The 25,024-nt window shown below is 27.0% G+C and carries 21 protein-coding genes, 1 pseudogene, 2 riboswitches and 1 other annotated feature; of the genes and pseudogenes, 2 read left to right on the forward strand and 20 right to left on the reverse strand.

The window, feature by feature from the left end; translation table 11 throughout:
• Positions 1–33: 33 nt before the first annotated feature.
• The 6 genes from K0039_RS02195 to K0039_RS02220 form a co-directional block, all read right to left on the reverse strand.
• Positions 34–789, reverse strand: coding sequence for an N-acetyltransferase (locus tag K0039_RS02195; RefSeq protein ID WP_228103420.1), 756 nt, complete (start codon positions 787–789; stop codon positions 34–36).
• Between the two features lie 13 nt (positions 790–802).
• Complete coding sequence (locus K0039_RS02200) at positions 803–1,426, reverse strand: GyrI-like domain-containing protein (RefSeq protein WP_228103421.1); 624 nt, start codon at positions 1,424–1,426, stop codon at positions 803–805.
• Between the two features lie 28 nt (positions 1,427–1,454).
• Positions 1,455–2,372 carry a helix-turn-helix transcriptional regulator gene (locus tag K0039_RS02205; RefSeq protein ID WP_228103422.1) on the reverse strand — a complete coding sequence of 306 codons (918 nt, stop codon included), beginning with the start codon at positions 2,370–2,372 and terminating at the stop codon, positions 1,455–1,457.
• Positions 2,373–3,102: 730 nt separating this feature from the next.
• Positions 3,103–4,194 (reverse strand): KamA family radical SAM protein, encoded by a 1,092-nt coding sequence (locus K0039_RS02210; protein WP_228103423.1) that lies wholly within the window; start codon positions 4,192–4,194, stop codon positions 3,103–3,105.
• 170 nt (positions 4,195–4,364) lie between these two features.
• Entirely contained in the window at positions 4,365–5,555 is a 1,191-nt protein-coding gene (locus K0039_RS02215) for a pentapeptide repeat-containing protein (protein ID WP_228103424.1), read from the reverse strand.
• An 87-nt stretch (positions 5,556–5,642) separates the two neighbouring features.
• The gene (locus K0039_RS02220; protein WP_228103425.1) at positions 5,643–7,391 is read right to left on the reverse strand and encodes a Na+/H+ antiporter NhaC family protein; all 1,749 of its coding nucleotides are present in this window, start codon (positions 7,389–7,391) and stop codon (positions 5,643–5,645) included.
• A 108-nt stretch (positions 7,392–7,499) separates the two neighbouring features.
• A riboswitch (Lysine riboswitch) is annotated at positions 7,500–7,675 on the reverse strand.
• 203 nt (positions 7,676–7,878) lie between these two features.
• Here K0039_RS02220 and K0039_RS02225 point away from each other — a divergent pair.
• Positions 7,879–9,198, forward strand: a complete 1,320-nt coding sequence (locus K0039_RS02225) for a Na+/H+ antiporter NhaC family protein (protein WP_265589421.1) — start codon at positions 7,879–7,881, stop codon at positions 9,196–9,198.
• A 173-nt stretch (positions 9,199–9,371) separates the two neighbouring features.
• On the opposite strand, the gene K0039_RS02230 is transcribed toward K0039_RS02225, so the two are convergent.
• The 3 genes and pseudogenes from K0039_RS02230 to K0039_RS02240 form a co-directional block, all read right to left on the reverse strand.
• Positions 9,372–10,082: a tRNA threonylcarbamoyladenosine dehydratase gene (locus tag K0039_RS02230; RefSeq protein ID WP_228103427.1), complete on the reverse strand. Its 711-nt coding sequence runs from the start codon at positions 10,080–10,082 to the stop codon at positions 9,372–9,374.
• 135 nt (positions 10,083–10,217) lie between these two features.
• Positions 10,218–11,963, reverse strand: a pseudogene (locus K0039_RS02235) (Na+/H+ antiporter NhaC family protein).
• A 225-nt stretch (positions 11,964–12,188) separates the two neighbouring features.
• A riboswitch (Lysine riboswitch) is annotated at positions 12,189–12,360 on the reverse strand.
• Between the two features lie 91 nt (positions 12,361–12,451).
• Entirely contained in the window at positions 12,452–13,048 is a 597-nt protein-coding gene (locus K0039_RS02240; RefSeq protein WP_228103428.1) for a DUF4362 domain-containing protein, read from the reverse strand.
• Between the two features lie 188 nt (positions 13,049–13,236).
• Here K0039_RS02240 and lplA point away from each other — a divergent pair, with 188 nt between their 5' ends.
• A complete protein-coding gene (gene lplA, locus K0039_RS02245; protein WP_228103429.1) occupies positions 13,237–14,223 on the forward strand; it encodes a lipoate--protein ligase in 987 nt (328 codons plus the stop codon).
• 41 nt (positions 14,224–14,264) lie between these two features.
• On the opposite strand, the gene K0039_RS02250 is transcribed toward lplA, so the two are convergent.
• The 11 genes from K0039_RS02250 to K0039_RS02300 form a co-directional block, all read right to left on the reverse strand.
• Positions 14,265–14,855: a TVP38/TMEM64 family protein gene (locus tag K0039_RS02250; RefSeq protein ID WP_228103430.1), complete on the reverse strand. Its 591-nt coding sequence runs from the start codon at positions 14,853–14,855 to the stop codon at positions 14,265–14,267.
• A 192-nt stretch (positions 14,856–15,047) separates the two neighbouring features.
• Entirely contained in the window at positions 15,048–15,905 is an 858-nt protein-coding gene (locus K0039_RS02255) for a mechanosensitive ion channel family protein (protein ID WP_331476654.1), read from the reverse strand.
• 114 nt (positions 15,906–16,019) lie between these two features.
• Positions 16,020–17,255, reverse strand: a complete 1,236-nt coding sequence (locus tag K0039_RS02260; RefSeq protein WP_228103431.1) for a diaminopimelate decarboxylase family protein — start codon at positions 17,253–17,255, stop codon at positions 16,020–16,022.
• Between the two features lie 254 nt (positions 17,256–17,509).
• A complete protein-coding gene (gene cls / locus K0039_RS02265) occupies positions 17,510–19,045 on the reverse strand; it encodes a cardiolipin synthase (RefSeq protein WP_228103432.1) in 1,536 nt (511 codons plus the stop codon).
• Positions 19,046–19,232: 187 nt separating this feature from the next.
• Positions 19,233–20,699, reverse strand: a complete 1,467-nt coding sequence (gene gatB, locus K0039_RS02270) for an Asp-tRNA(Asn)/Glu-tRNA(Gln) amidotransferase subunit GatB (RefSeq protein WP_228103433.1) — start codon at positions 20,697–20,699, stop codon at positions 19,233–19,235.
• A gap of 3 nt (positions 20,700–20,702) precedes the next feature.
• Complete coding sequence (gatA, locus tag K0039_RS02275) at positions 20,703–22,160, reverse strand: Asp-tRNA(Asn)/Glu-tRNA(Gln) amidotransferase subunit GatA (protein ID WP_228103434.1); 1,458 nt, start codon at positions 22,158–22,160, stop codon at positions 20,703–20,705.
• A 12-nt stretch (positions 22,161–22,172) separates the two neighbouring features.
• Entirely contained in the window at positions 22,173–22,448 is a 276-nt protein-coding gene (gatC, locus tag K0039_RS02280; RefSeq protein WP_228103435.1) for an Asp-tRNA(Asn)/Glu-tRNA(Gln) amidotransferase subunit GatC, read from the reverse strand.
• A 32-nt stretch (positions 22,449–22,480) separates the two neighbouring features.
• Positions 22,481–23,377 (reverse strand): aspartate--tRNA(Asn) ligase, encoded by an 897-nt coding sequence (aspS, locus tag K0039_RS02285; RefSeq protein ID WP_228104173.1) that lies wholly within the window; start codon positions 23,375–23,377, stop codon positions 22,481–22,483.
• Positions 23,378–23,380: 3 nt separating this feature from the next.
• On the reverse strand, positions 23,381–23,674 hold the full coding sequence (locus K0039_RS02290) for an OB-fold nucleic acid binding domain-containing protein (RefSeq protein ID WP_228104174.1): 294 nt from the start codon (positions 23,672–23,674) through the stop codon (positions 23,381–23,383).
• On the reverse strand, positions 23,671–23,808 hold the full coding sequence (locus K0039_RS02295; RefSeq protein WP_228103436.1) for a hypothetical protein: 138 nt from the start codon (positions 23,806–23,808) through the stop codon (positions 23,671–23,673). The genes K0039_RS02290 and K0039_RS02295 overlap by 4 nt, the downstream gene beginning before the upstream one ends.
• A gap of 58 nt (positions 23,809–23,866) precedes the next feature.
• Positions 23,867–24,114 (reverse strand) — a binding site (T-box leader).
• Between the two features lie 158 nt (positions 24,115–24,272).
• A complete protein-coding gene (locus tag K0039_RS02300; RefSeq protein WP_228103437.1) occupies positions 24,273–24,827 on the reverse strand; it encodes a ferritin family protein in 555 nt (184 codons plus the stop codon).
• Between the last annotated feature and the right edge of the window lie 197 nt (positions 24,828–25,024).

Raw genomic sequence — 25,024 nt, forward strand, 5'->3', positions numbered from 1 at the left:
TCTAATTTTAATATTTTGTTCTTTTATTTTTATTTACTTTATCATACTAAATATATAATCAAACTTTTTAATACTTAAAATTTCATGAGTTATAAATTTTCCGTTATAGTATAAACTATATGTTGTGAAAGGAGTTGAGGAATTTTGTGCTTGAACTTTATTTTCATACCTAACAATATGTAAATCTATATCTTTTTCCTTTGCATAATCCTTTATCATAGAAACATATTTAGAAGTAAAAGGACATTGGTGTGAATAATATAAAACAAATCCTTTTTCATCAATAGATTCTTCTTTTACTGTGTTTTTAAATTTAGGCATAACTTCACTTTCTTCAAAAGGCATATACAATAATTCAAAATAAGGCCTTGCAATATCAGCTACTAAGAAGCCCTTTTTTATAAAATATTTTTTATCAGATAAAAATGGTTTCTTTTTATCCGAGGATAATACTATTAATCCCTTCTTCCCCTTTTCTTTACTATCTTTTATACATTCTTCTAGTAACTTACTCCCTATACCTTGTCCCTTATATTTCCCCGACACCCAAAAACAATTTATAAACATATAATTATCTGCAATAATTGGGCACCAAGCATTTTCAACAGGTATGTATTCAATAAAAACTTTTCCCCTAACATCACCTTTTTTAAAAACTAGATTGTCTTTTAATCTATCTTTGAGCCAAGTTTTTTTTGATGATACTTGAAACTCTCCTTTTTTATCAGAAATAGCACAACATATATGTTCTTTATCTATATTTTCAAAATTTATATCTATAAAGTCCAAAGTAAATTCCTCCTTAATTAGCTTCTACCATATATCTCAAAACTGTCTTAAGTTTTTCTGATGAAATTTTTCTAAAGTCAGAAATATAAATTTCTCTATGATTTTTATCTTTTATCAATAAATTTTTCTCATGACAAAATTCTTTCATAAGTTGAAATGTTTTATATTCCTCATCAAAAGATCCTCTATGCATCATTTGAACACACATACCTTCATATATATTACCAAATTCTATCTCATCTAAGTACTTATTAAACTTTTTCTTTTTAGTCATGTCCACCGCCAAATCAAAAACTTCTTTAGTCACAAAATCAGGTTGTCTAATCATTATGTTATATACTAAATTATTTTTATCAAATACGTCTTTTTTCTCACCTTCTTCGTCTAAACCCCAAATTCCTTCCAATGGATATACAGTGTAATCAAAATATCCATCTGGAGTTATACCTTTTTTAGGCATCATTTTGATTGCATAAGCTATTGAATATAATGCACCTACCTTCTCAGAGAACTCCTCACTGTTTGGATTCCCACTGCCTTTTATTTGTATAAACTTAAATTTTTCAATGTTTGCAATTTCAGGTTTTGTTTTTGGTAAGTAATATTGCTTTTCTTTTTTTCTCCATTCATGTTTCATAACAAATCTTCCTTTTTCTTAAATTATATTAAGTATTTTTATTATACATATTTAAAGTTTCTTGCATTTTTTCTAAAACTATATTTCTTATATGCAATGGCTCTACTACTTTAGCATATGGACCAAAAGAAAGTATATACCCATACAGCCATTCATTCTCTGGAAATTCTATATTTACTTGGTAAGTTCCATTTTTATTATCAATAATTGATTCTTCTGCAAAATCATCAAAAGCCCTATATAAAGCCTCCTTTTTAACTTCTAATTTTACCTTAACAATATTGAAAACTTCCTTTTCTTCCTTATTTATTTCTTGATTTTCAAAATATCGTTTTATAAAACACTCATTCTTTACCTCAAAATCTTTTATTCTACTTATTCTAAATAATCTAAGGTCTTCTTTTAATCTGCAATATCCATATAAATACCAACTTTGACCTTTATAAGTGAGTTTAATGGGTTCAATAATTCTCTTAGATTGATTAGCTAAACTATTAATATAACTAAATTCTACTAATTTATTATTTAAAATTGCATATCTTATTTTATCGAATTTATCATCTTCATATGTTTTATTTCCCCATCTTGATAAATCTATATCTATCCAGTTATCGTTGTCCTCTTTATTGTTTACAAATCCAACTTTGTTAATTACAGAATTTATGTTTGGATATTCAATAGTAGATAGGGCTTTGAGTGCTAATGTAATACTTTCCTTATCATTTTCAGATAATAAAGTTTTATTTATAGAAAAACATTCTAATAAACCAATTCCTCCATTTTTTCCTTTACTCATATATACTGGCACTCCTGACAAAGATAGAGTTTCTATATCTCTATATATGGTTCTAGTTGATACTTGAAATTTATCTGATAATTCTTTGGCTGTTACTGTCTTTTTATTTAAAAGTATTAAAATAATTTCAGTTAATCTATTAATTTTCATGTTATTACCCCACTATTTTTAAAATCATACACAATACTTTTCAATATAAGTCTTCTCACTTATTTTAATATTATCACTATTAATATGACAACATTATGTCTTATTTAAAATATTTTGCACAAAAATTATATATCATTTATTATAATTTAAATGTAAATCTTCATTTATAATTTAATCCAAATTTCATTTTAACTTACTTATACCTTTTTATTTATATTTTTCCTCGTAATACAATAAATTTTTAAATGTTATTTAGAAAATAATAAAGCTATAACTGATAAAATTCATTTACCAATTATAGCTTTTCAAAGTAAGATTAGTTTACATATTTTAATTTATAAAAAAATCAATTAACTTTTATTAATTACATATCTTTTACTAATATAACTTTTATTTCATCATGAGTAGCTTCAATTGGGTTAGTAGCACCACAAGCATCTGTAACTGGAGTATTAGCAGCAGATACATAAGCTTATACTGCATGAGTTAATGCATCTATACCTATAGCAGCTGTTAAAGACACTGACATACTCACCATTAAACTAGAGTCATTTATTGACTATGTAATGGATTAAATCTATTTTTTAATAGTTGCATTTCTTATTGTTACATTATAGTTTTATGTATAGTAATATATTGTTTATACTTAACATAAAATTAAAACATCATTTAAAAAGCAATATTAACTTTTTAAATGATGACTAATAATAAGAAATTATTCTGAAATATTCTAATATATCCACGTTTGATTATCAGTAACCTTCTCTATAAATATTCTTCCCCTATCTTCTTTGTATTTTGCTTGATGAAATTTAAATACCATCTCATTATCTTTTGTTTTTCCTATTACTTCAATCTTTCCCTTTGTTGTTGATAGACAATATTTAAAACATTTACCTTGTCCATTTTGCAAGCTTTTAGCTCCTTCTACTATATCAATCCCCTCTTTAAGTGGAACTTGAAATTGATTTTTTACACCTGTAACTGGTCTACACTGAAATACATAGTAAGGTACTATTCCTATAGCAGTTATATTTTTTAGCAATTCTCCAAGAATTTCAATACTATCATTTACTCCTCTTAACAAAACTGTTTGATTTTTTACTATAACACCAGCATCTCTTAAATATTTTATTGCCTCAGTAACTTCCTTAGTCACTTCTCTAGGATGGTTAAACTGAGTTACTACATAAATTTGTTTTTTTTGTCCATATTTGCTAAGTATCTCTTTAAGTTCATTATCTCTTGTTATTCTCTCAGGATAAACTACAGGTATTCTTGTTCCAAATCTAATCAAATCAATATGAGGAATGTCACATAATGCAGCTAAAAATTTTTTAATTTTAGTATTACTATTTAAAAATGAATCTCCTCCAGAAATTAGCGCATTACTTATTTTTTCATGTTTTTTAATATATTCTAACATTTCTTCAAAATGTGTAGCTATCTCTTCATCTGATAAACCTACTAAACGTTTTCTAAAGCAATGTCTACAATACATTGCACAGTGATTTGTAGAAAGCACTATAACTGTTTGCTCATATTTATGTTGCATCCCTGTAATAACAGTATTATCTGCTTCTCCACTCGTATCAAAACTTCCACTTAAATCAATTTCTTCTATTGAAGGTATGCACATTTTTTTTATAGGATCATTTTGATCATTAAAATCAATTAAAGATAGATAATAAGGTGTAATAGACATAGGATATTTTTCAAGTATTTCATTCATTTTTATTTCTTCATCTTTTGTTAGGTTCATGTATAAATTTAAATCTTCTGCTTTAGTTATGTTTTTTTTTAATGACTCTGTATTATTCAAGATACCACCCCTTAATAAGTATATAGAATTTTAAAATCACTTTAACATATATCATTCACATAATCAATGTATATGAAATAGTTAATTTAATAGTAAGAATATTACAAAATATTAATATATATATTACTAAATACTAGATTATACGGTAAATTTCCTTTTTTTCATAGATATTATCTTATAATTTTTCTCACTATTGCACCTATACCAACCCCCACAGTTACTGTCCCTAAAATCATTTCAATATTAGATAGCATCAATGATATTTGGACTGGTTCACAGCTATATCCACCCACACCTAAAAATATACCTGAACTTAATGCTAACGATTCATTATAATCTTCAATGAATCCAATAAAATTAAAATGCTTTAATGTTTCTAAATTATAAATAACGTAATTATTATCAATATCCAAACCAACAATTAAATATAACAACGCAAATACTGCTATTAAAAATATTCCCATAAATAGTGCATTAAAAGGTCTCTCACCATAACCACAAGATACCCTATACAAAAATGATCCTATTCTTGGAAGAGGGTCCAGGGTTTTACTTTGAATTTTCTTACATAAATAATAATATTCACCAAAGTTATTATCCAGAGTATTTTCTTTAAATTTATTGGCAATAGCCTGATAAGTTAAATATAGCCCTTCATATTCTTCTCTACTTTTTTTAATTTCTACTAATTTATCAAAAAATGTTTTTTCATCTAATTTAGTTTTATACTTATCATCAAATTCAAAATCTAAAATATAACATTTGTGTGTTTTAAATCCACTTAAGTCACTATCCGAAATTTTTATTTCATTCAATTCACATTTATTTGCTATCATACTTTTCATCATGCATATTTCAAATGAAGTATTTTTTATTAAACAATTTTCAAATATTGAATATGATAAATCACAATTCTTAAATTTACTATAAAACTCACAATTATAGAATTCACAAGAGTAATTTGTTGTATTATTCAATGATGGTGACTTTATATTATCTTCCATAATAAATATACAATTTTCAAAAATAACGCCACCTAAAATAAATTTGCAATCATAAAATTTACAACCTATCATTCTACAATTGATAAATTTTGTATTTGCAAAAGTACAATCTTTGAAACTTGCACATATTATGTCTTTATTGGAGATATTATAATAATCTTTTTCATCTAACAATCCTTTTTTTCCAATAAATTCGTTTTCTATTATCTCATAACTATATCTACTATCTGGATTATAATCAGTCATCTCCTTTTTATGCTTTGTAATATAGCTATAATTTTTTTCGTTATTCTTTTTTCTTTTTTCTAATTGAATCTTTAATTTATAATTTTCTTCTTTAAAATTTACATAAGCCATAGTAATTTCTCCTTTTACAAACTCTATAACTTATTATTTGCATAAAAAAAGACTTAAATGCATTATAATTTAAGTCTTTTATAAATATTAATTTTCTAACAATTCATTTCCTTGTACATCTTCAATCTCTACACTCTTACCAAGTAATTGTATTCCTATAAACATAGCTACAAATGATAATGGTAAAACTAAATAAACAGGTAATCCCAATCCTGCTGGTATATAGCCAAAAACTATAGTAATAACTCCAACAAATATAGAATAAGGCATTTGTGTTCTAACGTGATCTATATGATTACATCCAGCACCCATTGATGAAAGTATTGTTGTATCTGATATTGGAGAACAATGATCTCCAAATATAGCTCCAGTTAATACTGCAGATGTTGCGACTATTACATAAGACATATCTGTATTTATTGAATATGCAAGTGGTATAGCCAGTGGCATAAGTATTCCCATTGTTCCATAAGAAGTTCCTGTTGCAAATGATATTATTGCTCCAAGTACAAATATTAAACTTGGGACTATAAATGGAGGTAGCGAACCTGATAATAATGTAATTAAGTATTTTGCTGTTCCAAGTTCTTTTATTACAGATGAAAGTGACCATGCGCATATTAATATTACACCTGTTATTACTAATGTTTTCATTCCATCTACCCAAATATCTAGCGCTTCTGACACACTAAACATTTTTTTACATACACCCATAACCATAGCAACTATTCCTGCGAATAACGCCGATTGGAAAAGAGCAACAGATGCATCTGCATTTGAAAAAGCTTCTTTTATTGCATCAAATGATGCTGGTGCATTTTGCATAAGTTGTATTATTGCTGTATCTTCTCCTCCCATTATTGCAGTATATCCACTGTAATAGAAAGCAAATAATGCACCAACTATTAACGCTCCTATTGGTATTATTGCATTCCATACACTTAATTTAATACCTTCTAATGGTTCCATGTCATCATGTTTACTTAAATTTTTATTTACTTCATCGTTTGAAGTAAGATTTTGACTTCCTCTTCTACATTCTAATTCGGCTTTCCTCATAGGTCCAAATTCTTTTAAAAGTAAAGCTGTCATTACTATAAATCCTAATATTAATAGATTATAAAATCTAAATGGGATTGTATTTAAAAATATTCCGAATGGATTTGCTTCAACACCTATACTTTCAAATGCTGTACCTATAAGTCCAACTTCTAAACCTATCCATGTAGATATTATTGCTAGACCTGCGACTGGTGCTGCAGTAGCATCTATTATAAAAGCTAATCTTTCTCTTGATACTTTCATTTTATCTGTAACTGGTCTCATCATAGGACCTATTATTAAAGAGTTTGCATAGTCATCAAAGAATACAAATAATCCTGCGAACCAAGTCATTATTTGAGCACTTTTTGCTGTTTTTGCTTTATTTGATAAGGCTTCTGCTATGGCTTTTGCTCCACCCATTTTGCCCACTAAGTTTATAACTCCTCCTATTGCTAAAACTTGAAGAATTATACCTGCATTCCATGGATCTGCTAGAGATTCCACTGATCTTTGAATTAAATCTAAAAATGAATAAAATATTGCCATAAAAGGATTGTTTCCAGTTATATTTAATATAAATCCTCCTGACATAATGCCTAGAACTAAAGAGACTATAACATTTTTGGTTATAAAAGCAAGTGAAATGGCAACTAGTGGTGGTATTAAAGTCCATAAACCAAATTTACTTGCATTTTCTGCCGCAACATCAACTTCTTCTGCAAAGGATAATGCCGTCGTCATTATGAATAGCATGGTTGTCATTAAAAATAATCTTAAATTTCTTTTTCTCATTTTATTTCCCCCTAATATTTTTGTAGTGAACATTATAAGGGCTATTTTTTTCATTAAAAAAACCTTGATGTAAGAGCATCAAGGTCATAATTATACTAAACTATAAATCCATTTGATAGCTCAACACTAATTTCTTAGTGACAGTGGCACATATATTATATATACCCCCAGCCAAATAACCTTAAAGCTTCAGTTATATGCTTCGGCGATGTTTCCTTTCACAATAAATCAACGTTGCTTAACTCCTTATTGTTACTTATAAAAATCGCACCTCTACCTCAAATATTCACTTATTAATATGAGTATATATTACCTTACAATATTTAGCAACAATTAATTCTATCTTTTTACCATATATGATTTATAAATATTTTTTTATATTCAATTAATATTTTAATATTATTTCTCTATAATTTTATTATAATGATAAATTATGGGAGGAATTATTTGTATGAGTATTTTTTTAATTATTGTTATTACAATCATAATGTTAATATTTAGTGTTTTTAATGATATTTTTCTTGGATACGGTTTAACTATTTCTTTAATTTTATTTTCTTTAATCGGTTTAAAAAGAAATAAAAACATAAAAGACCTTCTTAAACTATATGCTTTTGAGTCAAAAAGAAGCTTTCCCATTATACAAATTTTATTATTAATTTCAATTTTAATAAGTGTTTGGTTAAGTTGTGGTACAATCCCTGCAATAGTTTATTATTCATTAAAATATATTAATCCTAATCTATTCATTTTGTTTTGTTTTTTAATACCAGCCATAACATCTTTTTTAATTGGAACTTCTTTTGGTACTGTAAGCTCAATAGGTATACCTCTTATTATCATTGCACAGGCATCTAATATTAACTTGAATTTAGTTGGAGGGGCGATTATGTCTGGGGCATATTTAGGTGATAGATGTTCACCTCTATCTTCTAGTTTACTTCTGCTTTGTAATTTAACTAACGTTGATTTATTTAACTATGTTAGAAAAGTTTTCATCTTTGGTATTATTCCAACTGTAATTAGCGTTATTTTTTATCTATTGTTCTCATTTAAAAATCCTTTAACTTTTATTGATAACTCACTAAGTTTAACTTTACACATTGATTTTCATATAAGTTTTATTTTATTAATACCCGCTATTATAATTATTATTTTGTCATTAAAAAAAGTTTCAATTTCAAAATCAATAACCATAAGTATAATAACATCCATAATAATTTGCTTTATTATTCAAAAAATAAATATTATAGATTTGTTTAATTATATTATATTTGGATACGAAGCTTCTTCGTCTTTATCAAATATTATTAAGGGTGGCGGTATTATTTCTATGCTTAAAACTTGTTATATAATTATTGTTTCGTGTTGTTTAACAGGGTTTTTTAGTGGGTTAAATATTTTTGACGGTTTGAAAAAATATTTGAAAAAAATAAAGCTAAATAGAAGTAAGTTATTTTTATCAACTTTATTTCTTGGTTTAATAATTGCCTCTATTGGCTGTAGCCAAACTATAGCTTTTATTTTAACTATCGAAATACTTAGGGATACTTATGAAGATTATAAAAATGAAGATATGGCTATGGAATTTTCCGATTCTGCCATTGTCACATCTGCCTTAATTCCATGGTGTATAGCTGCACTTGTTCCTACTTCAGTCTTAGGTATAAGTAGTTACAAATTTATTCCCTATGCTATTTTTCTATATATTGTCCCAATTTGCCATTTATGTTATTGTATCTACTTGGACTATTATAAAGATAAATCACAAAAAATTTTTTCTAAAACAAAGGCTTTTGATAAATAAATTAAGTATTATATCTCTTTATAAAAAATACCATTAAATTCCTAATCAGCATTGGCATTATGGTTTTAAGTAAGGTCTTCTTGAAATATTTTTTATAATTTATTAAATAAAAATAGCAATAATTTTAGCCATTCATACTTAAAATTATTACTATTTTTGTTTTGTATTTTTAACTATTTTATATTTAGTAAGTCTTTTATAACCTGAGATGACATTATCAATCCTCCACAGGAAGACATAAAAGGCATACTTCCTGGTAGTATTCTATGACCATTTGATATCTTTTCCTTAACTTCTATAGGTTGTTCTGTGGAAAATACTACTCTTAAATGCTCTATTCCTCTATCTCTAAGTTCTTTTCTCATAACTTTATCCAATGGACAAGTATGAGTATTTGAAATATCATTAATTTCTATCTTTGTGGGATCAAGTTTGTTGCCCATACCCATGGAACTTATTATTGGTATATTTTTATTTAAACATAGCTGAATTAAATGAATTTTTGATGAAACCATATCTATAGCATCTACAACATAGTCATACTCTTGACTAAATATTTTATTACTACTTTCCTCATTAAAAACACAGTTTATTGCTTTTATATTTAAGTCTTTATTTATATCTATCAATCTATCTTTTACTACTTGAATCTTGTCTTTGTTTAAATTAGATATTAATCCAGGTAATTGTCTATTAAAATCACTTTCTTCAACTTTAGCATAATCTACTATAGTTATATTTCCTATACCAGCTCTTATTAAAGCTTCTACACAAAAACTTCCAACTCCGCCCACTCCTATGACAAGAACATGAGAATTTTTTAATTTTTTCATTCCTTCTTTTCCTATAAGTAGATTTGTTCTCATTGTAAAATTATTATTCATTTAAATTCTCCTTTAAAAATTACAACTAAATCTACTATTTAGTTTTCCCTAGAAACATAAGTATATTACTTAAATACTAAAAATCCCTTTAAACTATTGTATATACAATAAATTAAAGAGATTTTTTATAATAAATTAAGCTATTAAACTTTCTTCTTTTTCATCTACATCTACACTTTTTCCAAATATTTGGATTCCTATAAACATAGCAACAAACGCTAAAGGAAGTATTAAATAAATAGGAAGTCCAAATCCTGCAGGTATATATCCAAATAATATTGCTATACTCCCCACAAATAAAGCATATGGCATCTGTGTTCTCACGTGATCTATATGATTACATCCAGCTCCCATTGATGAAAGTATTGTTGTATCTGATATTGGAGAACAGTGGTCTCCAAATATAGAACCTGTAAGCACAGCACTTATACAAACTATTATATAAGACATTTCAGGACTTATTGAATGAGCAAGTGGTATAGTAAGTGGCATTAATATTCCCATTGTTCCATAAGATGTTCCTGTTGAAAATGAAATTATTCCACCTAGTACAAATATTATACTTGGTAATAAAAATGCTGGCACAGATCCTGATAATATTTGTATTAAAAACTTAGCCGTTCCAAGTTCTTTTATTACTGATGAAAGTGACCATGCACATATTAGTATTACACAAGTAATAACTAAAGTTTTCATTCCATCTACCCACATTTCTAATCCTTGTGACACAGTAAATATTTTTTTACATACACCCATAGCTATGGCAACTATACCTGCAAGTAAAGCTGATTGGAATAGTGCTACTGATGCATCAGAATTAGAAAACGCTTCTCTTATTGCTACAAATGATAATGGTGAATTATTAATTATTTGAATTAAACTTGCATCATCTCCACTCATTATTGTGGTATAACCACTGTAGTAGAATGCAAATAATGATCCCACTATTAATATACCTATTGGTATTATAGCATTCCAAATATTTAATTTAGCACCTGATAATGGCTCTAAATCACTATGCTCATTACTTATTTTTTCATCTATATCTTTATTAGAAACTAAATTTATATTTCCCCTTCTAGCTCTTAACTCCGCTTCTCTCATTGGACCAAACTCTTTTAATAGTCCTGCTGTTATAACTATAAATCCGAGAATCAATATATTATAAAATCTATATGGTAATGTACTTAAAAATACACTAAATGCATTTGTATTTACTCCTATAGCATTAAATCCATCTCCAATTAGTCCAACTTCTAAACCTATCCATGTTGAAATCATTGCTATTCCTGCCACTGGTGCAGCTGTAGCATCTATTACAAAAGCAAGTCTTTCTCTTGAAATATTCATTTTATCTGTAACTGGTCTCATCATAGGACCTATTATTAAAGAATTTGCATAGTCGTCAAAGAATACTAAAAGTCCTGCTGCCCATGTTATAAGTTGAGCACTTCTTGCACTTTTTGCTTTTTTAGCTAATGATTCAGCTATTGCCTTTGCTCCACCCATTTTAGCAACTAAGTTGATTACTCCACCTATTGCTAGAACTTTAAGCATAATTCCCGCATTCCATGGGTCAGCCAATGCTCCTACAGCTCTATCTACTAAATCTTAAAATGCATTAAATAGTGCCGAAAAAATATTTATACCATTTAAGTTTAATAAAAATCCACCTGACATAACTCCAATAACCAAAGATACTATAACATTCTTAGTTATAAAAGCTAAAATAATAGCTACAAGTGGTGGTAATAATGTTAATATTCCATACTTTTGTGCATTTATTACAGCCATATCTTGTTCAGCTGCAAAACTTGGTATGCTTGATATTAGAATCAGCATTGTTGGCATTAATAATAATCTTACATTTCTTTTTTTCATTTTATTTCCCCTATGAGATAATTGTGAATATTTTAGGGTTTAGTCATTTTTAAACAAAAATTTGCTTCGTTCATGTGGCTAATGGCTTTTAAAACAAATCCATTATTCCATTAAGTAGTTAGAAATTAGTATTTTTTAATAAAGAATTATGATTTCTTTGTAATAAAAAAACCTTGATTTCTTCATCAAGGTTAAAATTACATACTAAAAATATTATTAGTTCTTCTCAATGATAGCTCAACACTAAAGTTAGTGACAGTTGTATATATATTTTATATACCCCCAGCTATATAACCTTAAAGCCTCAGTTATATACTTCGGCAATATTTCCTTTCTTAATAAATCATCGTGCTACCTCATTATCAATACTTATAAATATTGCGCCTCTACCTATATATTCACTTGTTTTTATAGTATATAATATATACCATAAAAACAATACATTTTGTTCTAATTTGTCAAAATTATATTTACTTTATTATAATCATCTATGAATTTATATAATAAAATACAAACCCATAAGATATCCAATCTGATATATTTGAACTCAATAAAGAGTAATTAAGTTCATCTAAAGTTATTTTTTTATCATCTAATAAATATACATAGGTTTTATTGTTTTCTTGAAATAATTTTAAATATTTAAAACTATATTCAAAATAATCTTCATCTTTACTATCCCTATATTGATCTCTAGAGTCATCTTCAATCATAAAGAATTTATTGTCTTTGCAAGATAAATAAGTTAGTATTGGATCATCCTGTTCAGTATATTGAACAATTAATATGCTATCTTCTTTTTTCTTTTTGCTATTATTATAAAAATCATTCCATATCTCTTCATTTGCTACTATTTGTTCATTTTCTATAACTATAATATTATTTTTTTTTGCTTTTTCAACTGTTAAATTTTTCGATTCTCCATATGATTTTAATAGTTCTTTTACTTTTTGTGAGTCTTTTTCTGAATATATTTTAAGCTTTTCCTCATTAAAAGTATCTATAGTCTTTTCAGTATCAACATTTTTACATCCTACTAAGCTACAAAAAATTAAGCAAATAATAATAGAAATTATCTTTTTCATCTTATCCCCCCTATATGTTGATTACTACTATCTTCTTTTTTTTTGAAGTAATTCCTTCATTTTTCATTCTCTATGATTATAAAAATTGCGACAAATTCTTTAATTTTTAATATTTATTAAAGGAAATTCTCACATCTTGTTGAATATTAGTAAAATATCTGATTACAAAATATACGGAGGAATAGACTATGTTGTTAATCAATAATACTAGTACAAATGCTTACTTTAACTTGGCTATGGAAGAATATTTTTTAAAAAATACTACTGAAGACATATTTATGCTATGGAGAAATGAGAGTGCTATAATCGTAGGTAAAAATCAAAATACATTATCTGAAATTAACTATGAATATGTGAAAGAAAATAAAATAAAAGTCGTAAGGCGACAATCCGGTGGCGGAGCTGTTTTTCATGATTTAGGGAATATAAACTTTACATTTATTTCTTGCAATGATAATAGTTTTAGCGACTTTAAGCGATTTACTATGCCAATAATAGACGCTCTAGAAAATTTAAATATATATGCTGAGTTTTCAGGAAGAAATGATTTACTTATTGATAATCAAAAGTTTTCAGGCAATGCCCAGTATAATTATAAAAATAAGGTAATGCACCATGGTACACTATTATTCTCATCTCAAATAAATGATTTATCCAGTGCTTTAAAAGTAAAGCCATCTAAGTTTCAAGGAAAAAGTGTAAAATCTGTTAAATCTCGTGTTACTAATATAAGTAATCACTTAGAAAAAAATATGACTGTTTTAGAATTTAAGGATTATTTAATGAACTTTATAAATAGTAAGGATAAAAATAATCACTCTTACGAATTAAGTAAACAGGATGTAAATGAAATAAATATATTAGTTGACGAAAAATATAATACTTGGCAGTGGAACTTCGGTCATTCTCCTAAATATGCTCTTAATAACGAAATTAAGTATCCCGGAGGTAATATAGAATTAAGTTTAAATGTTGAAAAAGGACTAATTAATGAGATAAAATTCTTTGGAGATTTTTTTGGTAAAAAGGATGTTACTTATATAGAAGATTTATTGAAAAATGTAAAGCATAATGAAATTAGTATTAAAACTACCTTAAGTAGTATGGATATAAATGATTATTTTTTAAATTGCAATATTGATACTTTAGTAGATGGTATAATGGGAGCTAAATAAAATTTAAGTGGTTAATAAAAAATGAAGAATAGACTTTACGCCTATTCTTCATGCATTCTTTTATTTTCAAAATTATCTAAATCCTTATTTAGTTTATTTCCTATTTTCCAAGCAAAAAAAGTTATTAAAATTAAAGTTAATACTTTCAAAGGATTTGTTATAAAACCAACAATATCCTTTCCTATATAACTAACTATAAAAAACATAACTAATTTTCCTGCTACTACTGCAGATATAAAGTCTGTAGTATGCCTTTTTGCTAATCCCTGAGATATTGTAACCACACAAGCTGGTAAAAATGGACAAGCATAAGCAAAAAATAATAGCTTAAACCCTTTTTCTTCTACCCAATCAATTGCTTTTTCTACTTTTTCATTTTTTAATAATTTAATAAATTTTTTATTACTAATTTTCTTTACTATTAAAAATAGACATATAGTTCCAGCTGTAGAACCAATCCATGATATTATTAACCCTTGAAACATACCAAATAAGGCCGCGTTAGCAGTAACAATTGCAACTAGCGGTAGTATAGGTAGAAAACTTTCTACAAATACACTTGTCAATCCAACAATAATAGACAATAACCAATAATCATTTACTATATTATATATGTTTTGAATATATTCCATAAATATCTCCTTTTTTATGATTTAAAATAATTATACCATAATAAGTTTTGTTTAAATCTATTATGAATAAATTTTCATTTTTTCTTAACAATTTGCACTTTTATACCCTATTTTCTTAATTTTTTCTTACTATTTTGTTATTAATTTTTTTAAATTTATAGAATAAAAAAAGATTGCTAAAAGCAATCCTTTCTATTTTAGAACTTGTTTTACGTGTAAATCCATTTGAGGATATGGTATTGAAATCTTTTCCTCATCAAATCTAATTTTAACTTGTTCTAATAAATCATAATATACAGTCCAATAATCCGGTGTATTTACCCAAACTCTTACAGCAAATTTTAAAGAACTAGGAGCTTGTTCAAACAATCCAACAAATGGCTCTGGATAATCAAGAATTAATTTATTTTTAGATACTATTTCTTTTAGTACACTTCTAACTTTTAAAATATCACATTCATATCCTGCTGAAAATGTTAAATCAACTCTTCTAGTTTCTTTTGTAGAATAATTTATTAAACTTCCATTTGATAAAGTTCCATTTGGTATTAGTACCACTTTGTTATCTACTGTAGTTAAAGTTGTATAAAATACACCAATTTGTTCAACTGCTCCTTCAAATTCAGCTGCCTGAATATAATCTCCAACCTTAAATGGTCTAAGAAGTAAAATTATAAATCCTCCAGCAAAGTTTGATAAACTACCTTGAAGTGCAAGACCTATGGCAACCCCAGCTGAAGCAACTATAGCTGCTAATCCTGATAACTTTAGCTCCCAATATGCACCTGCAATTACAAGCACTAATAAGCCTTTTAAAGATATACTTATAAATGACCTTGTAAATCTAACTAATGTCATATCTATATTTCTTTTTTCTGCAAAAGTTACAAATCTTTTTGATAATCTATTTATTATCTTAAATCCTATTATTATTAAAATTGTACCTATTATTAGCTTTACTCCGCTACTTAGTGCCCAATCTAGCATTTTGGTAGCCATAGTTTCCATGGTCATATTTTTAAGATTCATATTTTGTATTTCTTCAATCATCAATTTACCTCCAAGTCTATTACATACATAAATAAAATAATACACTTTTTCACGAAAATTGTCTAGGATTGTTGTAAATAATTATAAGAAATCATATAATGTAAATTTATGTAATTAGTCTATTAAATATTCATACTCACTTATAAAATAGATTTCTACAGGCTTTTCTTGACTACTAAATAAAAGCGGTGTAAGAGAATAAGCATAACTTCCAGCATTATTTATGAAAATCAAATCATTAATTTCAGCCTTAGCAATAAGTATATCTTTAGCTAAAATATCAACAGCTGTACATAAATTTCCACCTATAGTAACCACTTCTTTGTGATTTTCTTCTTCATTTTCCCTTTTTATTAAACTTATTGTATAAGAATCATAAGAAGTAAAAAGTGGTTCCATCATTTTTAGATTATCTTTTTTATTAGTATAAAACAAAATAAGTTCACTAATTGTAGGTTTAAAAAAACCATTATATCCATTTTGTACGATGAGATATTTTGTACCTCTTGATTCTTTAATATCAATTATAGGTGTAACGTAAGTTCCACTTTTACAAACTAAAAATCTTCCAATTTCTATAATAAATCTAGCATTTAACTTTTCTTTATATATTTCAATTAACTTATTAGACATTGTGCTCAGTTTATCAATGTCTAAATTTTTATAAGAGTCTCCATATGATATTCCCAGCCCTCCACCAAAATTAATAAACTTAAGATTAAAGTTCATCTCTTCTTTACAGAATAAAGCAAGCTTCAATACATATTCATAATAATTGTATATTATCTCATAGTCTAAAATTTGTGACTGAAGGTGTACATGAACTCCAACGATTTTAATATTACTTAAACTATCTATAAAGTTTTTATTTTCTAACAATGTTTCTTCATCTACACCATACTTACTACTTATTGGGTCACCACCAAATATATTATAATTAGCATTAATTCTTAACCCAACTTCCAAGTGAATATTTCTATCTTTCCCTATTTCATTTAATAAACTTAATTCATTATAACTATCAGCTGTTATTATGCATTTATCAATAGATTTTTCAATATCTTTTCTTCTTTTTCCTGGTGCAGAATAAATTATATTGTCTTTATTAATATTTGCTGTACTTGACATTTGCACCTCTTCAGCAGATGCAGCATCAGCACCTATATTATTCTTACTCATCAGATTCAATATATTTTTATTTGGATTAGTTTTAACTGAATATAAAATTTCAAATTCTTTAAATTTATCTTTTAAAATATTAATAGATTTTAAAATCTCTTCTTCATCATATACATAAAAAGATTTATTTACCTTCCTCATTAATTGTCTCAAAATATTATTATCTATCATTTTCATCCCCCTAGAAATTTTAAAAATATTCTTTATATATTCCTATAAAATTCTATATTTCTTGTTTTTATCCTTTATTATTGCATATATTTAAATCCATTAACACATTCTTATTGATTAATAAAAAATTTGCTTCGCTCATGTGTCAAAGATATATCTTCCCTTCTCTACAGATACATCCGTTGTTCCGTTTGAATGATTTGTGATCATAAAAAAAAGATCTTCCTTATATGAACATTAAGGAAGATCTTTAACTACATTAACGGTGAAAATAATCGAAGTATTAGTCTACCAAATTTAATAGGCCATTTTATATTTTCACACTCTTTTAAATTTATTATTTGACAAAGTTCTAATGTTTCAATAAAATCATCTCTTACTTTTAATACACTATCGGTATTATACAACCATGCTCCACATTCAAAATGAAGATATAAACTTCTAAAATCTAAGTTAATGCTTCCTACTACTGCATATTCATCATCAACTACAAAAGTTTTAGAATGCATAAAACCTGGTGTATATTCATAAATTTTTATACCATCTTTTATAAATGAATGATAATAAGATTTTGTAACCGCATGAACAAACCATTTATCAGGAATATGTGGTGTGACTATTCTTACATCTACACCTGATTTTGCTGCTATTTTCAAAGCTGTTGCCATTTCATTGTCTATTATTAAATAAGGAGTATTTATATATACATAGTTTTTCGCCTTATTTATTAAATTTAAATATACGGTCTCTCCAATAGGTTCATTTACTAATGGACTATCATCAAAAGGCTGAATATACCCTCTGCCTATATATTTTTCATTTGTATAATTTTCAGGCTTATATTTTAAATAATCATCATCCGTATTATTTATAAAGTCCCACATACTTAAAAACATAACTGTTAAATTAAAGACTGCATCTCCCTTAATTAATATGGCAGCATCTTTCCAGTGCCCATATTTCTCATAAGTATTAATATATTCATCAGCTAAATTAATTCCGCCCATGAAACCTACATAACCATCTATTACTGTTATTTTCCTATGATCTCTATTATTTAATCTATTCGTAAATAAAGGCACAAATGGATTAAACACTCTACATTCTATCCCATATTTTTGTAATTCTTCTGCATATTTATATGGTAACTTCATTACACATCCAACATCATCATAAATTACTCTAACATCTACTCCTTCTTTAACTTTTTGCTTTAAAATATCTAAAATCGTATTCCACATTATACCTTCTTCAATAATAAAATACTCTAGAAATATAAAATGTTTTGCCTTTTTTAGCTCTTCAACTAATTTTTCAAACTTAGCTTCTCCTGGTGATAAATATTCATTATAACAGTTTTCATATATAGGACAATTTGCATAATTCAATATATATAAAGACTGATTTTTAGCATACTCACTTTCTTTTTCCAACCTTTTAAAAATATCATAATTTTGGATTAAAGATGATTTCATTTTAATATTTTCATTTTTCATTTTTTTCTTTTCTCTTTTACTTAGTTTATTACCTCCGTAAATAAGATAAAAGGTTCCTCCAAATATGGGTAGAATTAATATTGGTACTATCCATGCAATTTTATAACTGGGATTACTTTTTCCATTTAATATATATATTACTAAAATACATCCAATTATCAGAGATATTAAATAAAAGTATAAAAAATATTCTCTACACTGTAGAATAACTAAAATAATAATATATATTTGCACTGCCAAAGTTAAAAAGAAAAATATGAACCTTTGAATAGAATTTTTATATGGTTTTTTCATATATATTTTAATTTTCTCCTCTTTTAAATTTCACATATATAAATAGTATATATTAGTTTATGTTTCAGTGTGAAAATTTTCCAATAAATAGTTATATCAACTAAAAAAGACTTAGAAAAACCTAAGTCTCTTTAATATATATTATTACATTTTGCTTTTATTGTTAACAAATAATACTTTATCATTTTTAGAATAAATAAAAATCATTGTAAATTAACATATTTTTAAGTTTTTTTTCTATCATTTGTTTTGCCACTAGAGGATTTGCTTTTCCTTTTGAAGCTTTCATAACTTGCCCCATTAAAAATCCTATTGCTTGAGTTTTTCCTGCTTTAAAATCCTCTATTGATTTAGGATTATTATTTAAAACTTCATCAACAAATTTTTCTATTTCATGTGAGCAGCTAATTTGAGATAATCCCTTTTCCTCAATAATGTCTAAAACAGGTCTATCACTTTTAAATATTTCTTTAAATACTTCTTTTCCTGCCGTATTACTTATCTTACCTTCTTCTATTATATTAAATAATTGTACTAAATTTTTAGGTGAAATTTTTATATCATCCGCTTCCATATTATTAGCATTTAGTAGACGAAGTAAATCTCCCAATATATAGTTTGAAGCTGTTTTAGGATTTGCTCCTTCATTTACAACTTCTTCATAAAACTTTGCTAGTGCCTTACTTCCTATTATTATAGAAGCATCTTTTTCACTTAATCCATACTCTTGTACAAATCTAGCTCTTTTCTCTATTGGCATTTCAGGTAATAATTTTTCTAAGCTTTCAACTTTATTATCATGTATTATTATAGGCGTTAAGTCTGGTTCTGGGAAATATCTATAATCATGAGCTTCTCCTTTAGAACGCATCGTCAAGGTTTTACCCTTTCCTGCATCCCATCTTCTAGTTTCTTGTTTTATTTTATATTCTTCTCCATATTGGTATAGTTCTTTTTGTCTTATTTCTTCTTTTTCCAAAGCCTTTTGAACTTCTCTAAAAGAATTTATATTTTTTATTTCTACTTTTGTACCGTATTCTTCTTGTCCATAAGGTCTTACAGATATATTTGCATCACATCTTATAGATCCTTGATCCATACGACAATCTGATATTTCAGCATATTCAAGTATTGCTTTTAACTCTCTCATAAATTCTGCTGCTTCACCTGGAGATCTTAAATCTGGTTCAGTAACAATTTCTACTAAAGGTACACCCGCTCTATTGTAATCTATAAGGGATACTGGTTCATCTTCTAAATGGACAAGTTTTCCTGCATCTTCTTCTATATGTATTCTGTTAATTCTAACAGATACTTCTTTTCCTTCGTAATTAAAATCTACCTTACCATTTACGCACATTGGTAGTTCATACTGTGATGTTTGATAGTTTTTACTTAAGTCTGGATAAAAGTAGTTTTTTCTATCCATTTTATTATAATTATTTATGCTACAATTTACAGCTCTTCCAGCTTTTATTGCTAAATTAATAACCTCTTCATTTAGTACTGGTAGCGTTCCTGGTATTCCAAGGCATATTGGACATGTATTTTCATTTGGTTTAGCTCCAAATTCAGTAGAGCAGGAACAAAATATTTTTGTATTTGTTTTTAGTTCTGCATGTATCTCTAGACCTATAACAGTTTCAAGTAACATAAATTACACCTCTCTTTCAAAGCTAAGATTTAGTCTTTTCTCGAGTGCATAAGCAACTTTGTATATTTTATCTTCAGTGAATACGTCTCCAATTAATTGAAGTCCTATAGGTAGACCTTCTTTACTTTTTCCTCCTGGCATAGATAGTGCTGGAACTGTTGCTAAGTTAATATTTATTGTATAAATGTCAGCTAAATACATAGCTGTAGGGTCTTCGCATCTTTCTCCTATTTTAAAAGGAAGTATAGGAGATACTGGTCCCATAATAATATCGTATTTTTTGAAGGCTTCCTTAAAATCTTGTTTTAATTTAGCTCTGAATTTTTGTGCTTTATTATAATAAGCATCATAATATCCTGAAGATAGAGCATAAGTACCAAGCATGATTCTTCTTTTTACTTCTTTTCCAAATCCTTCACTTCTACTTTTTTCAACTAAGTCTTCCACAGAGTTATAATCTTTAGCTCTATATCCATATCTTATAGAGTCAAATCTAGCTAAATTAGAGCTAGCTTCAGCTGAAGAAATTATATAGTAAGGAGCCAATCCATCTTTTGTAGCAGGCAGAGAAAATTCTTCCACTTCTGCGCCAAGCCCTCTTAGAATTTCTATATCCTTTAATATAGATTCTTTTATCTCTTCATTCAATCCCTCTTCTTCAATAAACTCTACAGGAATACCTATTTTCATTCCTTTTATTCCAGAATCAATTCCTAAGGTATAATCTTTTTTTGCAAGATTTTTAGTTGTAGTTCCATCTAAATCATCTTCTCCTGCTAATATATTTAATAAATAGGCATTATCTTCAACAGTCATGGAAAATGGTCCTACTTGATCAAGAGATGAACCAAAAGCAATTAAACCAAATCTAGATACTAATCCATAAGTTGGCTTCATTCCAACTATCCCACAAAATGAGGCTGGCTGTCTAATAGATCCACCTGTATCTGAACCTAAAGCAAGTGGAACCATATTAGCTCCTACTGCTGCTGCAGATCCTCCAGAAGATCCTCCTGGGACTCTAGATATATCTATTGGATTCTTTGTAATTTTAAAAGCAGAGTTTTCTGTTGAAGATCCCATAGCAAATTCATCTAAATTAGTTTTTCCTATTAATATAGCATCTTCTTCTTCTAATTTTCTTATAACTGTTGCATCATAAGGAGGAACAAAATCTTCTAGCATTTTAGATGCACAAGTTGTAGTTATTCCATTTATACAAAGATTATCTTTTATTGCAATGGGAACTCCTGCTAGTTTTCCTACTTTTTCTCCTTTATCAATTTTTTCATCTAATTCTTTAGCCTTTTTCAAAGCTTTATCTTCTTGAATGGATATGAACGCATTTATATCTTCTTCTTTTCCTTTTATATTTTTAATATAATAAGTCAGTATTTCTTCACAAGAAATTTCTTTATTTTGTATTTTATTAACTAATTCTTTTATTCTATATTCTTTCATTTAAGCATCCTCCTACTCAATGATTTTAGGAACTTCTATGGAAGTTTCTCTCATATTTTTGGAATTTCTATATAAATCCTCCATATCACATTTTTTGCATATGTCTTTTCTAACTACTGCAACTTTTGGTCTTTCAGTTTCAACATCTTCAAGATTAAGTTTATCTAAAGTTTTAAATTGTTCTAAAATATTTTCAAATTCTCCTGCAAATACTTCAGCTTCTTCTTCACTGAATTTAAGTTTTGCCAGCTTTGCAATATATTTAACATCCTCTTTAGTAATTGCCATTTCCTTCACCCTTTCTTTTATATATCAATTATTTATGGACTTAGTCTCTTCATATCCCTTGGTATAAGAGTCGCCTCTCTAATATTTTTAAGTTTTAATATTTTCATAGTAAGTCTTTCTAGTCCTATGGCAAATCCTCCATGCGGTGGCATACCATGTTTAAATGTTTCTAAATAGAAATCAAAATCATCTGGATTTAGTCCAAATTTAATTATATTTACTTTTAATATTTCATAATCATTAATTCTTTGTCCACCTGTAGTTATTTCCAAACCATCATATATCAAATCAAAACTCTTAGTTAATTCTTTATTTTCATCATCTGGCATTGTATACATTGGTATTTTACTAACAGGGTATTTTGTTAAAAATACAAAGTCACAGTTGTACTTTTCTTTAATATATTTAGAAATTAGTACTTCACCTTCTGCATCTATATTTCCAATTGGTGATTTCTTATTATATTTATTTAGCAATATTTCATGAGTTTCTTGTAAAGTTATTCTTGGAATAAATACTTCATTAGGTAAGTCTATTTTATACATATCAAGTTCCTTTTTACAAACTTTATTTAAATGATTGAATAAATAATTTATAAAACCTTCTTCTAAGTTCATTAATTCAAATTCATCTTTGATAAATCCCATTTCCACATCTAAACTAATATATTCATTTAAATGTCTCCATGTATTATGAAATTCAGCTCTATAGGCATGACCTATTTCAAAAACTCTTTCAAAACCAGCTCCTACCATCATTTGCTTATAAAACTGAGGTGATTGTGCCAGAAAAGATCTTCTATCAAAGTAATTTACAAGATCCGCCTTCTGTTGATGAATCAATAATTTTGGCTGTGTGAATTTGCTCAAAATTTTTTCTTTCAGATAATCTCTAAAAACAGTTTCTATTTCACCTTGTACTTTAAATATTGCTCATATCTCAGGTCTTCTAATAGAAATGGCTCTATGATCTATTTGAGTTTCTAAAGCTGCTTTGTTTTTAAAACTATTAATTTCAAATGGAAGCCTATCATAGTACGTATTGCCTAAAGTCGTAATATCTTCAGCTAATACCTCTATTTTTCCAGGCGCTTTTTCATTACTACATACTTTTCCAACAACTTCTATAGAGTTTTCTAATCTCAAATTTTTAATTTGATCTTTTTCACAAACTAACTGAATTATTCCTGACTTATCTCTTAGCCTTATAAATACTACTTTGCTTATAAGTCAGTAATTTTGTGTACCCACCCTCTAAGTAGCACTTTTGGGTTTTTGCAATCATTTAATTCATTTATAAATATTCTTTCCAGTCCTTCTCCTTTCTCATCATTAACAAATCCTCTTTTTAACTGTGCCATTTTATTCAATCCTTTCTTTTATTATTTTTATACATTAAAAAACGCCCCTATACAAAAGTATAGGGACGTGATATTTACGCGGTACCACCCTAGTTGACTATTTTTAGTCCACCTTAATTACGTACAGAATAAATATTCGACACGCTTCCTTGATAACTGTAGGATTCCGTTTAGGTCTACTCTTTAATATAAATTTCGGCTAACCACTCCAAAGTGTTCTTCAACTAAATTATCATACAAAGCTTCCACCATCCTTTGCTCGCTATAAATCAACATATAGTTTACTCTTTTTTTTATAGCATTTTTCTATATATTTTTAATATTATAAATTAATTTACAAATAAAATCAATAACTTTTTGTTATATTTCTAATCATTTCATCAATGCTTCACTTATATTATAATAGCCATTATTCACTGTTTAAAAGTATTATATTCAAAAGATATAAATATGTTCATCCATTTTCATAATTCTACAAAATATTCATTTAACAAACTAAAAAACTCTTTCCCATGTTTAGCTTCATCTTTGCACATTTCATTTAGTGCATTATAAATAGTATCTAAACCAAGTTCTTTGGCTTTTTTAGCTAATTTCAATTTACTTTGTATTGCTTCGTATTCATCTTCTATAATTAATTTTAGATTTTCCTCTGTCCAAGGTTTAACTACTTCTCCTAGAAGCTCTGCTAAAATAGATGCATGCTCAGCTTCTTCGTAAGCTATTTTTTTATAAATTTCTCCTACTTTTATGTATCCTTCTTTCGTAGCAATTTTACTCATAGCTAAATACATACCTACTTCTAAACATTCCCTAGAAAAAATAGTCCTTAAATCACAAATCATATTATCATCTGCTTCTTTTGCTATCCCTATATTTTCCCCGAAATCAAATATCTTCTGTTCTTCTTTTATATCAACTTCTTCAAATTCTTCACATGGTGCATCACAAATAGGGCAGACTCTTGGTTTTTCATCTTCTATAACATATCCACATATTGGACAAATCCACTTATTCATTTATATTTCCTTCCTAATATTTCCTCAAAATTATTTTATACTTATATTATGAATATATTTACATTTTTTTATTCTTCCTCTATTTATTTATAATTTTATAATAATTTTCAATTTTTATTTAAGAATAATAAATGTGTATCTTAAATATATTGTAAGTAATAAGAATTATTATTAATGGTTTGATTATTGCCAAGGAG

The sequence above is a fragment of the Terrisporobacter mayombei genome (assembly GCF_020748465.1).
Taxonomy (GTDB): Bacteria; Bacillota; Clostridia; order Peptostreptococcales; family Peptostreptococcaceae; genus Terrisporobacter; species Terrisporobacter mayombei.